Raw genomic sequence first — 13,999 nt, 5'->3', positions numbered from 1 at the left:
GTCTAAATCAAAGGAGCTGGGCTTTTGTGGGAAAGTCCTTTCGGATTGAAAAAGTATTGAATAATAACGTATTGGTTGCTTCGCACGAAGAGTATGATGAAGTGGTTTTGTTAGGAAAAGGGATCGGCTTCGGCAAGAAAAAGGGAGATTTCATTGAGCAAAACGCGGTCGAAAAATGGTTTATCTTGAAAAATGAACGTGAGCAGGAGCAATATAAAAAGTTGCTTCCCAGCCTTGACGAAGAATTCATCGGTGTCATGAATGAAGTGATGCAGCACATCAAAAATCGGGTCAATGCGCCATTGAATGAGCATATCCACGTTGCTCTGACCGATCATATTTCTTTTGCGATTAAGCGCATTCAGCAAGGACTTGATCTGAAAAATCCATTTTTGATTGAAACAAAAAGCTTATATCCTTTAGAGTATGAAATTGCCGGAGAAGTCGTTGACATGTTAACAGAAAAGCTGCACGTGCAATTTCCTGAAGGAGAGAAGGGATTTATTGCTTTACATATCCATAGTGGGATTTCGCATCAAAGTCTTTCGGAAGTAAATAAGCACTCACAATTAATTGCTCAACTGATTTCCATTGTAGAAGAACAGCTTCATATTGCCATCGACCGTGAAAGTATTTATTATTTGCGATTTATTCAGCATTTACGGTATGCGATCGAACGAATTAAAAAAGGTGAGCGTGTCGAAGAACCAAAAAAGTTGTCGAAAATCTTGAAAGAAGAATATCCGATATGTTATAATGCTGCATGGAAGCTAGTAAAAATCATGCAGCAAACGTTGCAGATGCCTGTGGACGATGCAGAAGCAGTCTATTTAACGATGCATTTGCAAAGGCTTGCAAAAAAAAGTAAATAATTGTCTACATCTTTACGTGTTACTGATTCGATCAGGCATGAGTAAAGAAGACAAAATGGAACAAGCAATTATGGATGGTTGTTTTTCTATCCTGTTGCTATTCATGTTCAATTTTGTTTTTCTTTGCTCATGCCTTTTGTTTTTTCATCCTTTGCAAGTGCTTACAAATATCAGGCATTTGGTGAGATGACTATAAAGAGAAAAAATGTTTGCTGCCAATTTAGAATGAGAAGGGGGATTACATTATGAAAAAAGCGTTTGGAACGCTGCAAAAAGTCGGAAAAGCGTTAATGCTTCCCGTAGCGATTTTGCCGGCTGCAGGTATTTTGCTTGCTTTTGGTAACGCTTTACAGAATACGGCGCTAACAGACAAAATTCCTGCACTTAAGGCAGACTGGGTCGTTCTTGTGGCCAAAGTCATGGAGCAATCAGGAGGTGCGGTGTTTGACAACCTTTCTTTGCTCTTTGCAGTTGGGGTAGCGATCGGGTTAGCCGGAGGCGAAGGTGTTGCGGGCCTTGCTGCGATTGTCGGCTACTTAATTATGAACAAAACGATGAGCGTCATATTGGGCGTCACGGCTGATAAAATCGGCACAGATCCGTCGTTTGCGAATATTTTAGGGATTCCAACATTGCAAACAGGGGTATTTGGCGGTATTATCGTCGGTATTTTAGCAGCGTATATGTACAATAAGTTTTTCAATATCGAGCTGCCGCAATATTTAGGATTTTTTGCCGGCAAGCGATTTGTACCCATTATCACAGCAGCGTCTGCTGTTCTTTTGGGAATTGTGATGACATGGGTATGGCCACCTATCCAGCATGGCTTGAATTCATTCTCACATAATATGATTGATGCGAATAAAACGCTGGCAGCCTTTATTTTTGGCGTGATTGAACGCGCGCTTATTCCATTTGGCTTGCATCATATTTTCTATTCGCCATTCTGGTATGAATTTGGTGAGTATGTCAACAAGGCTGGAGAAGTTGTTCATGGTGACCAAAAAATCTTCTTTGCTCAACTAAAAGATGGAGTCGATTTAACGGCCGGAACATTTATGACAGGGAAATTCCCATTTATGATGTTTGGTCTTCCTGCCGCTGCACTGGCTATTTATCATGAGGCCCGCCCTGAAAACAAAAAGGTCGTTGCCGGAATTATGGCATCTGCAGCACTTACATCGTTTTTAACAGGAATTACCGAACCAATTGAGTTTTCGTTCTTGTTTGTCGCACCGGCACTATTTGCGATCCATACCATTTTTGCCGGATTATCGTTTATGATTATGCATATATTGCATGTGAAAATCGGAATGACGTTCTCCGGTGGTGTCATTGACTATTTGCTATTTGGAGTGCTGCCAAACCGAACAGCCTGGTGGCTTGTGATTCCAGTAGGTCTTGTATTTGCCGTTATTTACTATTTCGGCTTCCGTTTTGCGATTCGCAAATGGAATTTAGCGACTCCGGGACGTGAAAAAGTGACGGAAGAAAAAGCGGGCGAAGCAGCAAGCGCAGGAGATTTGCCGTACGAGATTTTAGCAGCGCTTGGCGGCAAAGAAAATATCGAACATTTAGATGCATGCATCACTCGTTTACGTGTATCAGTTCATGATATTCAACATGTCGATAAAGAACGGTTAAAAACGTTAGGTGCAGCTGGTGTACTTGAAGTAGGAAATAATGTACAAGCGATTTTTGGACCGAAATCCGACATCTTAAAAGGGCAAATTAAGGATATTATGGAAGGGCGCACGCCGGTTCGTGTGAAAGAAGAGCCAAAAACAGCAAGTGCTCAAGTCGCAGCGAGTGCGAGTACAGACGAAATTATCGCTCCGCTAACAGGTGAAGTACTTCCGTTGTCAGAGGTGCCAGACCAAGTGTTTTCACAAAAAATGATGGGGGATGGTTTTGCCATCATGCCAACAGATGGAACGGTAGTTTCTCCTGTTGATGGAAAAATTATCAATGTGTTCCCGACGAAGCATGCGATTGGGATTGAATCGAAGAACGGCAGAGAAATTTTAATTCACTTTGGTATTGATACCGTAAAATTGAACGGACAAGGCTTTGAAGCACTTGTTTCGCAAGGAGACGAAGTGAAAAAAGGACAGCCGATTTTAAAAGTAGATTTGCAATATGTAGAAAATAATGCTCCTTCCATCATTACACCGATTATTTTTACAAACTTAAAAGCGAACGAGCAGATTCGCTTAGAGACAGAAACGACAGTAACAAAAGGTGAGCACAAAGTAGCTGTCATCGAATAACCAAAAGGGGATACAACGATCGACAAATTTCTTTTCTGTTGAATAAGAGCAGATATGTTTGTTATGATGACAAAAAAATATATTGTTAAAGGAGAATGGTTTAAATGGCTGAAAAAGTATTTAAAGTAACTGCTGAATCTGGTATTCATGCTCGTCCTGCTACTTTACTTGTTCAAGCAGCGAGCAAATTTAACAGCGACATTAACTTAGAGTACAACGGGAAAACAGTGAATTTGAAATCCATTATGGGTGTTATGTCGCTAGGTGTTCCACAAGGTGCTCAAATTAAAATTACAGCTGAGGGTTCAGATGCAGCAGAAGCGTTAGCAGCATTAACAGATACATTGGCAAAAGAGGGTCTTGCACAATAATGTCTAAGAATATTACAGGGATTGCTGCATCAAGCGGTATTGCCATTGCTAAGGCATACCGCTTAGAAACCCCTAATTTTACTGTTGAAAAATATGACATTACGGACCCACAGGCTGAAATTGAACGTTTTGAAGCAGCTATTGTCAAAGCCAAAGGCGAACTTGAGCAAATTCAGGCCCATGCATTACGCGAATTAGGGGACGACAAAGCTGCCATTTTTTCTGCGCATCTTCTTGTGTTAAGTGATCCGGAACTATTAAATCCGGTAAAGGATAAAATTAAAGCGGAAAAAGTCAATGCAGAGTACGCATGGAATGAAACAACGTCCATGTTTGTTGCGATGTTTGAATCGATGGATAATGAGTACATGAAAGAGCGGGCAGCTGATATTCGCGATGTCGCGAAGCGAGTGCTTGCTCATTTGCTCGGGATTGCGATTTCCAATCCGAGCCTGATTTCCGAAGAAGTGATCATCATTGCCGAAGATTTGACACCTTCTGATACAGCACAGCTCAATCGCCAATATGTAAAAGGATTTGCTACTGATATCGGCGGCCGAACCTCTCACTCGGCGATTATGGCTCGTTCTCTTGAAATTCCAGCAGTGGTGGGAACGAAATGTGCCACAGCGGAAATCCAAAATGGCGATGTGGTCATTATTGATGGACTGGATGGACAAGTTGTTGTGAATCCATCGAGTGATGTGCTCGCTCATTATGAAGAAAAGCGGGAGCGCTTTGAGAAGCAAAAAGCGGGGTGGGCGAAGCTTGTTCACGAGTCGACGGTGACAAGCGATGGCCATCATGTTGAATTAGCTGCAAATATTGGTACGCCAGAAGATGTTAAAGGTGTGCTAGCCAACGGTGCAGAAGGAATTGGCTTATATCGTACAGAGTTTTTATATATGGGCCGCTCTGAGCTGCCGACAGAAGAGGAGCAGTTCGAAGCATATAAAGTAGTACTGGAACAAATGCAAGGCAAACCGGTCGTTGTTCGTACGCTTGATATTGGCGGCGACAAAGAATTGCCGTATTTAGATCTTCCAAAAGAAATGAATCCGTTTCTAGGGTTCCGAGCGATCCGTCTGTGCCTTGAAATGCAGGACATGTTCCGAACTCAGCTTCGTGCGCTGCTGCGCGCAAGTGTGTATGGAAACTTAAAAATTATGTTTCCGATGATTGCAACACTGGAAGAGTTCCGGCAAGCAAAGGCCATCCTTTTAGAAGAAAAAGAGAAGCTTCAACATGAAGGAATTCCAGTAGCTGAAGAGATTGAGATTGGAATGATGGTGGAGATTCCTGCGGCCGCGGTGCTTGCCGATCAATTTGCCAAGGAAGTCGATTTCTTTAGTATTGGAACAAATGATTTAATTCAGTATACGATGGCGGCTGATCGTATGAACGAACGGGTTTCTTACCTTTATCAGCCGTATAATCCAGCTATTTTGCGCCTTGTTCATCATGTGATCGAAGCCGCTCATAAAGAAGGAAAATGGGCAGGAATGTGCGGAGAAATGGCAGGAGATGAATTGGCGATTCCAATTTTGCTCGGCTTAGGACTGGACGAATTTAGCATGAGCGCAACTTCGGTTTTACGTGCTCGTTCACAAATGAAAAAGCTCTCAAAAACAGAAGCAGCTAGCTTTAAAGAAGCCATTCTATCCATGAGCACAGCAGAAGAAGTGGTGGCATTTGTGAAACAAACTTTCCATATGGAGTAGAAAATATAAGCGGTGGTAGCTACCACCGCTTATGATTTAAAAAGAAGGTTCCATTCCATTCATACAGTATGATTGCTGCTTTTGCGCCTTCTCCATCATTTTCAACCACTGATCGAACAGCATGGCCGAAGTGAAGCAAAAAGCTTTGATTTTGCTGGCTACATGATCTTTTTTTGTCCATATTGAGTCGCTGAAAGGCGCTGGACATAATGGTCATCGTCTCATATTTCCCCCTGCTAAACGGAATCGGACAACAGGCGCGTAGATAACGCGCATCGCAGTATTATGAAAATACATACGGGCGTCATTTATTCTATCGCACGTCTATGTTTTATTTAGGGTTGTGATGATCCCATAAAAATTCATTGACATGGCTTGGATTCCTCGCTTTTCTGCCGTAGTCGGCAAGCGAAAAGCTTGTGTCTAGCTATATGATTCCATATTTTTAGTAAAATCATGGATCGTCAACAATTGGAATTTTTACCATGATAAATGCGATAGCAAAAAAGTTTTTCATTCATTTTGCTATGATTGAGAATATGCTACTATAGACGGCTATAGACCATGGTTTTATAATGGAAATGGCAACTCGACAAAATAGGATGAATTTTGACAAAGGGGAGAAAAAGCGAAGTGTTCAAAACATTAAGAACAAAACTGATTGTCTTAATAGCTTTACTAATGGTCGTTTCTTTAGCCGTTACACAAATTGTCGGGGTCGTAGAAACAAAGCAGATGATTCGCAAGGATGTCAGCAGCCGCGGGCATGCGCTTGTTGAGCAGCTGATTGACGATATTCAATCAAGCTTTACAAGTGAAGTGAATAGTATGAAGCAATTTAGCGAATCGCCGGCGATAGTCCAAATGGCGAAAGACAACCAAGAATCGCCGACAGTTGAAAAGGAATTTCAAACGTTTTTAAAGATTCATAGCAATACACAGCTTGTTTATATTGGAACTGAAGGGAAAAAGATGTATACGACGCCGAAAGTGGACCTTCCGGCTGGCTTTGATCCGACTTCCCGTCCGTGGTATAAAAAAGCAATCGAGCATCCTGATGAGGTTGCCTGGACGGATCCATATGTAGATACGGTTACAGGAAAGTATGTGGTGACTCTTGCCAAGGCGGTGAAAGACGGTGCACAAGTAGTTGGTGTCATCGGGATGGACTTGTCACTTGATGCCGTTACAAAAATTGTGAATAAAATGGATGTAGGATACAAAGGCTATCCGTTTTTATTTGATCAAACAGGTATTGCTATCGTCCATCCTCAATACAAAGGAAAGAATATGGCAAACGACGCCACTGTGAAATACATGCTTGACCGTGATAGCGGCGTGTATGAGTATACGAGAGACGGCGAAAAGAGAATGCTTTATTTTACAACTATTCCTGAGCTGGGCTGGAAAGTTGGAGCGGTATATAAAGAAAAAGATTTATTTGCGGTCAGTAATTCAATTGCAGCACAAATGCTCATGATTACGATTATCGCAGTACTTATCGGAATGATTGTCATTTATTTGATGGCTCGCTCCATTGTCAAACCAATCGTCTACTTGCAAGAGCAAGTAGAGAGGGTAGCAGAGGGAGATTTAACGGTTCAAGTGAAAGTAAAAGCAAAAGATGAAATCGGGCAGCTGGCTTCTCATTTTAACCATATGGTTCATGAAATGCGGGCACTCATTCATCAAGTGAATCAGTCAGTTGCTGAGCTCGCTCAATCTGCCGATCATTTAAGCGCTGTTTCCGAAGAAACGATGACTTCAAGCGAGCAAGTAGCGACAGCGATTAATGATATTGCAAAAGGAACATCTGAACAGGCGAGTGACCTAGATACGATCAACGAACGAACAACCATGCTGTCAAGTCAAATTGAAGCAGTCGCTCAATCCGCTTCAGAAATGCAAACTTTATCAAATGATACAAAAGAAGCAAGTTATTATGGATTAGAAAAATTAAATGAGCTGCAATTAAAATCAGATGAAGCAAAAAATGAATTGCAGTCTGTAGAAAAAGTAATGGATGATCTCGTTGAAAAAATGAAAAGAATTGATGAAGTCATTCAAACGATTACAGCGATTTCCGCACAAACGAATTTGCTTGCGTTAAATGCGAGCATTGAAGCAGCACGAGCAGGCGAACATGGTAAAGGATTTGCGGTTGTGGCTGAGGAGGTTCGCAAATTGGCGGAACAATCTTCTCAAGCGACCGAGTTGATCCGTCAGACAATCGCGACGATTCAGCAACAAGCGGATTTAGCAATGCAAGCCGTTGGGCGTTCAAAAGATATGAACGAAGAGCAACAGCAAGCCGTTCATACGACAGGCGAATCCTTTATGAAAATTTCCGTCATGATGGAAGAACTGACAAACTCCATCTCTCATATTAGTGATGAAGTGAAGCATATGAACGAAAGTAAGGATCAAGTGGTTGAAGCGATGCAAAATATTTCCGCTATTGCTCAACAGGCGGCAGCTTCTGCGGAGGAAGTGGCAGCATCAGCCGATGATCAGCTGCAGGCGCTCAGCACGGTCACAGAGTCCGCTGAAAAATTAAGTGAGATGGGACAGCAGCTCAAGAAATTAGTCGAAAAATTCGATGCATAACCATAAAAGCGCATGGATTTCCCGTGCGCTTTTATGATGAGAAGGAGGAAAACTCAGCGGCTTTGCCGAATGGTATAGTAATAATAAAGAAAAGGAGTGAAGAAGGTGGAGCTTCAGTTAGAGGGAAAAACAGCGCTTGTTGTAGCGTCTAGTCAAGGGCTTGGTAAAGCGATTGCCCAGCGGCTGGTGCTGGAAGGTGCCAATGTGATGATTACGAGCCGCAATGAAGAAAAGCTGAAGGAGGTGGCTCAAGAGCTAAGTGAGTTACATAAAGGAAGGGTTGCTTACATTCGAGCGGATGTAACGAAAAAAGAAGAAATTCAGCGGCTTGTTGTCCAAACGGTAGAAACATATGGAGCTCTTGAACTGCTTGTCAACAATGCGGGAGGACCTCCGACGGGAACTTTTGAAACGATTACGGATGAGGATTGGTATCAAGCATTTGAATTAAATTTACTAAGCTATATTCGCCTCATTCGTGAAGCACTGCCTTATTTAAAGAAAAATGGCGGAAAAATTGTCAATATTGCTTCTTCTTCCATCAAAGAGCCCATTCCTGGCTTATTGCTATCAAATACATTCCGCACTGGAATTGTCGGTTTGACCAAAACGTTGGCTTCTGAATTTGCTCCATATAACATTTTAATCAATACCGTAGCGCCGGGAAGAATTGCAACGGAACGGGTGGCTTTTTTAGATCAGATGAACGCAGAAAAATTTGGAATCACAAAGGAAGAAATGGAAATGCGGATGAAAAGTGCCATTCCGCTTGGCCGCTATGGAACGCCGGAGGAGTTTGCCAATGTGGTGACCTTCCTTCTTTCAGCAGCCAATTCCTATATGACAGGCCAATCGTTTCTCGTCGATGGGGGGATGGTCAAAGCGATTTAACCAAAGGTGCTACTTTCTCATTTGGGTGAATATAAATAAAAGGACTTACCCCAGCGGAGAAAGGAAGAGGCATCGTGAAAAATAAGGTAGTTGCAGGTCTTTTAGCCATTTTGTTAGGTGGTCTCGGCATTCATAAATTTTATTTAGGAAAGCTTGGCCAAGGCATTCTTTATTTATTATTTTCGTGGACAGGAATTCCAAGCATCATCGGCTTTATTGAGGGAATCGTTTATCTCGTTAAATCCGATGAAGAGTTCAATCGAAAATATAATGTCGTGTTAGAAGATTAGCGCCTTGGCCGCAAGCCAAGGTGTTTTATATGTGGAGGAATGAGTATGAAAACAATCGGCTTTATTGGTCTTGGTGTAATGGGACAAAGTATGGCGCGCAATTTGCTGCAAGCAGGATATGATTTGCTTGTGCACACGCGCACGAAGGAGAAAGCAGAGGAGCTATTAAGAGCAGGGGCGGTCTGGAAGGAAACGGTTCGCGAGCTTGCCCGCGAGGCGGATGTTGTTATTACGATGGTGGGCTATCCACAGGATGTAGAAGCCGTATATTTTGGCGAAAACGGATTAATTGAAAATGTGAAGGAAAACACGTACTTAATTGATATGACAACATCTCCTCCGTCGTTGGCCGAGAAAATTTATGATGAGGCGAAGAAGAGAAAGGTATTTGCGCTAGATGCTCCTGTTTCTGGTGGAGACGTTGGTGCCAGAGAAGGACGGCTTGCCATTATGGTTGGGGGCGATGAAGCGGCATTTCATGAGTGCAAGCCAATTTTTGAAGTGCTAGGAACAAACATTGTTTTTCAAGGAAAAGCGGGAGCGGGCCAGCATGCGAAAATGTGTAACCAAATTGCGATTGCTACCAATATGATCGGTGTTTGTGAGGCGCTCATTTATGCGAAACGTTCAGGTCTTGATCCTTATAAAGTGTTGGAAAGCATTTCACAAGGAGCTGCCGGCAGCTGGTCACTGAGCCAATTAGCCCCAAGAATGTTGGCGGGGGATTTTGCGCCAGGATTTTATGTAAAGCATTTTATTAAGGATATGAAAATTGCGCTGGAAGAGGCAGAAAAAATGAATTTGCAGCTGCCCGGACTGAGCTTAGCTAAAAAAATGTATGAAGAACTGGCGGCAAGCGGTGAGGAGAACAGCGGAACGCATGCGTTATACAAGCACTATGATCATTCATAAACGCCCTCTAGCACTAAGAAAATGGCACCTTCTCTATTGTGCCAACTAAGAAGAGGGAACTTATAGACGTTTTCAAATTTTCGACTGTCAGAGGCCAGTCGATGGCATGACCAGCTGCCTCCTTGATAAAAAGGTGAGAAGCTACCCAAGCTCTCACCTTTTATGTTTTTGAACGTACTGTTCGATGCGATTCAGCCCCTCTGCTAGCGTTTCTAATGAATAGGCATACGAAAGCCGAACATATCCTTCTCCATATGCTGAAAAGGCGCTTCCAGGAACGACGGCTACGCCAGCTTTATCCACTAAATCAAGCGCAAATTCAAAAGAGGAAGTATGAAATGGTTCAATAGATGGAAATAAGTAAAAAGCCCCTGTTGGCTTTTCCACTTGAAAGCCCATCTCAACAAGCCGGCTGTAGGCATATTCCATTCGCTGTTCGTATAGCTTCCGCATGTCGTTGGCGTCTTCTTTTCCCGCTGTCAAGGCGGCTAAAGCGGCTTTTTGCGAAATGGAAGAAGCGCATGAGACGCTATATTGGTGCACTTTAATCAGATGTTTTGTTAAAAACTCTGGGGCGAAGACAAACCCCACTCGCCATCCCGTCATTGAATGTGACTTGCTTAATCCGTTAATCACAATCGTTTGATTGCGCAGCCATTTGGCAATTGAAGCATGTTTGCCGCTATAAACAAGCTCGCTATAAATTTCATCCGATAAGATCCAAATTGGGCGATCCTTCAACAGTTCAGCCAGTTCTAGCAAATCCTGCTGCGCTAACGTTACACCAGTTGGGTTGGAGGGATACGGCAAAACGATACAGCGCGTTCGTTCATTTATGTACGGTTTAATCAAGTCGGCGGAAAGCCTAAATTGGTTATGGCGGGTGTCGACATATACAGGTTTGGCTCCGCACATGCGAATAATCGGCTCATAACCGGGATACACAGGGCCTGGTAAAATCACCTCGACTCCTTCCTCCAAAATGGTGCGAAAAGCGATGTCAATGGCCTGACTTGCACCAATCGTCACAATCACTTCGTTTTCATTATAGTGCAAGCCATATTTTTCGTTGACAAAACGGCAAGCCGCTTGACGCACTTCAAGCAAGCCTGCATTGTGGGTATAGACTGTGAAGTTATCAGAAATGGCTTGTTTCCCAGCTTCTTTCACATGTTCAGGAGTCGGAAAATCCGGCTGGCCAATTGTTAATGAAATGAGGTTTGGACGATCGGCAACCATATTAAAAAATTTGCGGATTCCTGAGATTTCAATATTTTTAATACGCGGATGAATGAGATGCTCCATAGTATTCCTTCCTTCCATACTCCATTTGTTTTATTTTATCACGGAAGTACAATAAAAGGTGAGCCTTCTTCTGCGTATAAAGACGAAGAAGTGGCTCACCTAATCAAACGATTCATGATTATAGTGCTGTGAGGCTTCGCATTCCATCATTTCGAAAAATCTCCCTGCCTATTCTCTGTGTTTTTTTAGCAATTCGTTATATTGGGTGGATAATTCTAAAAACAGCGCTTGATCTTTGGTAGCTAGCGCTTCATCAATCTTTTCCATTAATTTATTTTTTTGATAAAGGAAAATAGCTTGTTCCAGAATCATTTCAGCAAGCGGTCCGTAGCTGTTTTTTTCTTCCGGTTGCCCAAACATCATAATCCCTTCGTGAGGAAATTGTTTTTCGTACATGGAAACTCCCCCTTATTCGGGAACAAGATGTTCCCTTTTTTATATTATCGTCTTTTTTTATAAAAAAGTAAAGAAAATTTTGATAAATTCGAAGGTAGTAATTTTTACAAACAAGCGACTATTTTTCGGGTATTATATAGATAAATACAGCTTGAGAATGGAATAAAATTATTTTTGAAAAGCTGATGGCTGGGGAGAGATAAACTTTTTCGAGCGGAGTGAACCAATTGAACAACCACAATCGTCCTATATCAATGCTCCATCTATAAATTCGTGGTATGATATGGATACAGCTTGATGTGCTAATATTTCCCATTCTGATGAGCAGGTATGACGGTTGTTCGGTTCTTGGCAGCTGGGGCGTGACGGAGACAAGTCCGCGGCTTGTCTCCGACCGTCGAAAACATGCCATTTGGCTTTTGCATGAGCCATCTGCTCGATCTTCTCGTTGGATCTTGATCCTTCACAGATAGATCCAGTGCCAAAATCATTGATCGCCTATATAGCATGCTAGTCGTTAGCAAGAGGATTGCCGGCTATGGCAGAAAAGCCAAGAATTAAGATATGTCTTTAGCGAACGATGCGTTTGCTGCCTGTGAAAAAATGAAGCTAGAGGCGAAGGTTTTTTGTTCGTTCATCTACATGCCTATGTTTTGATACATTGACGTCGAAGGAAGGGGGAGAGTGATGATCCGAACTTGTGCGATTACTAAAGACTTTGAAGTAGTCTATGATGTACCACTGCCATTTTTAAAAAAACCTTCCGTTTCATGGTATTGGGTCGATTTCCACGAACCGACAGATGAAGAGGCAAAATTGTTGGCCGATTTTTTTCATTTTCATCCATTAGCGATTGAGGACTGTTTGGAATTTATTCAACGACCGAAGCTGGATTTTTATGATCAGTATTTGTTTATGGTTGTGCACTCTATTAATCAAGAAACATTGGAAGCGGAAGAAGTGGATTTATTTATCGGACAAAACTTTCTCGTTTCGTTTCATAAACAATCCGTATGGGGAATAAATCAAGTATGGGAAAGGCTGCAAACAGAAGAGCATTTTCAAGCAGGACCATTTCACGTGATGTATCATGTTTTAGATAAGCTTGTAGACGATTATTTTCCGCCGATGTATCGAATGGAAGATATGTTAAATGATCTTGATGAAAATACAAACGATCATACCATTCAGGAAATCCTCGAAAAAGTATTTGATATTCGCGGTGATTTATCCAAACTAAGAAGAACCATTGTCCCGATGCGTGATTTGCTTTATCGGATTATTAACTCTGATCGGCTACAGCGAATGAAGGAACAGCATATTTATTTTCATGATATTTATGATCATTTATTAAAATTGGTGGAAATGATTGAGGCGAATCGCGATATTACTTCTGATATTCGCGATAGTTATTTGTCATTGAACTCCAATCGGATGAATACAATTATGATGACATTAACGGTGATTACGACGATTTTTATGCCGTTGACGTTCATTGCCGGTGTGTATGGGATGAATTTTGACAATATGCCTGAATTGCATTGGAAATACGGGTATTTTGCTGTGCTAGGAATAATGGCACTCATTGCGGTAGCCATGTTTTTCTTGTTTAAGAAAAAAGGATGGTTTCGTTTTCATAAAGGAAATCGGTAAAACGGGAGAGACAACGAATGAAGCGAATTGCAGTCATTGGACAATCAGGGGATATTCCTGACAGCGTACGAAAAATTGCGGAGCAGGTAGGCGAAGAAATTGCGAAAAGAAAGGCGGTCCTATTAACCGGCGGAGGAAGCGGAGTCATGGAAGCAGCTTCTAAAGGAGCAAAGCAGGCAGGGGGATTAGTGATTGGCATTTTAGCCGGAGATCGCACAGATGTCGCTAATGATTATTTAGATGTACCGATTACAACAGGGCTTCATTTTGATTTTCGCAGCATGGTGCTCGTTCATTCATCGGATGCCCTTATTATGATCCGCGGCGGCAATGGGACGCTTGGGGAGCTGTCAGCGGCATATATGAATCAAAAACCGGTGGTTATTATTGAAACGACAGGTGGATGGGCGACAAAAATAAAAGAGGTGGCCTATGAAGGAGGGTATTTGGATGAGCGGCGCACGGTGGAGATTGCGTTTTGCAGTTCAGCAGAAGCTGCAGTGGATCTGGCTTTTAACCGCATTTCCGAGCCGCTTGATAGCGAAAGAAATACAGGGAGAATTGGCGATTAAAAAGAGAGGGTGTCCAACGAATAGTTTGGGCACCCTCTTTTTATTTCCGTTGGAAGAGGAGTAGCTCCTATGACTAATGAAAACAAAATGATAGCACGTGGCATCATGTTTGTTTATCCACCCACCATATTCTATATAC

General features: G+C 42.3%; 13 protein-coding genes. 10 read left to right on the top strand and 3 right to left on the bottom strand.

The annotated features are described in order from the left end of the window. The first annotated feature begins 26 nt into the window (after positions 1-26). The 4 genes from glcT (at position 27) to ptsP (ending at position 5,234) form a co-directional block, all read left to right on the top strand. A complete protein-coding gene (glcT, locus tag GFC28_RS06970; protein WP_044746685.1) occupies positions 27-872 on the top strand; it encodes a glucose PTS transporter transcription antiterminator GlcT in 846 nt (281 codons plus the stop codon). A gap of 245 nt (positions 873-1,117) precedes the next feature. Next, positions 1,118-3,142, top strand: coding sequence for a glucose-specific PTS transporter subunit IIBC (gene ptsG / locus GFC28_RS06965; RefSeq protein WP_044746684.1), 2,025 nt, complete (start codon positions 1,118-1,120; stop codon positions 3,140-3,142). Positions 3,143-3,246: 104 nt separating this feature from the next. Further along, a complete protein-coding gene (locus tag GFC28_RS06960; RefSeq protein WP_044746683.1) occupies positions 3,247-3,513 on the top strand; it encodes a phosphocarrier protein HPr in 267 nt (88 codons plus the stop codon). Beyond that, positions 3,513-5,234, top strand: coding sequence for a phosphoenolpyruvate--protein phosphotransferase (ptsP, locus tag GFC28_RS06955; protein ID WP_044746682.1), 1,722 nt, complete (start codon positions 3,513-3,515; stop codon positions 5,232-5,234). Before GFC28_RS06960 ends, ptsP begins: the two co-directional genes overlap by 1 nt. Positions 5,235-5,253: 19 nt before the next feature. Here ptsP and GFC28_RS06950 read toward each other — a convergent pair whose 3' ends face one another. Further along, positions 5,254-5,451 carry a hypothetical protein gene (locus tag GFC28_RS06950; protein ID WP_044746681.1) on the bottom strand — a complete coding sequence of 66 codons (198 nt, stop codon included), beginning with the start codon at positions 5,449-5,451 and terminating at the stop codon, positions 5,254-5,256. Between the two features lie 416 nt (positions 5,452-5,867). Here GFC28_RS06950 and GFC28_RS06945 point away from each other — a divergent pair, with 416 nt between their 5' ends. The 4 genes from GFC28_RS06945 to GFC28_RS06930 all read left to right on the top strand — a co-directional run bounded on the left by GFC28_RS06945 (position 5,868) and on the right by GFC28_RS06930 (position 9,934). Then, positions 5,868-7,841, top strand: a complete 1,974-nt coding sequence (locus GFC28_RS06945; RefSeq protein ID WP_044746680.1) for a methyl-accepting chemotaxis protein — start codon at positions 5,868-5,870, stop codon at positions 7,839-7,841. A 105-nt stretch (positions 7,842-7,946) separates the two neighbouring features. Further along, on the top strand, positions 7,947-8,732 hold the full coding sequence (locus GFC28_RS06940; RefSeq protein ID WP_044746679.1) for an SDR family oxidoreductase: 786 nt from the start codon (positions 7,947-7,949) through the stop codon (positions 8,730-8,732). A gap of 74 nt (positions 8,733-8,806) precedes the next feature. After that, positions 8,807-9,022 carry a TM2 domain-containing protein gene (locus tag GFC28_RS06935; RefSeq protein ID WP_369818737.1) on the top strand — a complete coding sequence of 72 codons (216 nt, stop codon included), beginning with the start codon at positions 8,807-8,809 and terminating at the stop codon, positions 9,020-9,022. A 45-nt stretch (positions 9,023-9,067) separates the two neighbouring features. Next, on the top strand, positions 9,068-9,934 hold the full coding sequence (locus GFC28_RS06930; protein ID WP_044746677.1) for an NAD(P)-dependent oxidoreductase: 867 nt from the start codon (positions 9,068-9,070) through the stop codon (positions 9,932-9,934). Positions 9,935-10,087: 153 nt separating this feature from the next. Here the strand turns inward: GFC28_RS06930 and GFC28_RS06925 are convergent, their stop codons facing one another. Together GFC28_RS06925 and GFC28_RS06920 are read right to left on the bottom strand one after the other, a co-directional pair. After that, a complete protein-coding gene (locus tag GFC28_RS06925; protein ID WP_044746676.1) occupies positions 10,088-11,239 on the bottom strand; it encodes an aminotransferase A in 1,152 nt (383 codons plus the stop codon). 168 nt (positions 11,240-11,407) lie between these two features. Further along, positions 11,408-11,635, bottom strand: coding sequence for an IDEAL domain-containing protein (locus GFC28_RS06920; protein ID WP_044746675.1), 228 nt, complete (start codon positions 11,633-11,635; stop codon positions 11,408-11,410). A gap of 687 nt (positions 11,636-12,322) precedes the next feature. Between GFC28_RS06920 and corA the strand changes: the two genes are divergently transcribed. Continuing rightward, the gene (gene corA, locus GFC28_RS06915; RefSeq protein WP_044746674.1) at positions 12,323-13,288 is read left to right on the top strand and encodes a magnesium/cobalt transporter CorA; all 966 of its coding nucleotides are present in this window, start codon (positions 12,323-12,325) and stop codon (positions 13,286-13,288) included. Between the two features lie 17 nt (positions 13,289-13,305). Beyond that, positions 13,306-13,860: a TIGR00725 family protein gene (locus GFC28_RS06910; protein WP_044746673.1), complete on the top strand. Its 555-nt coding sequence runs from the start codon at positions 13,306-13,308 to the stop codon at positions 13,858-13,860. Positions 13,861-13,999 lie beyond the last annotated feature (139 nt).

Origin of the sequence: Anoxybacillus sp. B2M1, from assembly GCF_001634265.1 — a bacterium.
GTDB lineage: Bacteria > Bacillota > Bacilli > Bacillales > Anoxybacillaceae > Anoxybacteroides > Anoxybacteroides rupiense.
Note: the sequence above shows the minus strand (reverse complement) of the source record. Positions and strands in the feature narration are given on the sequence as shown.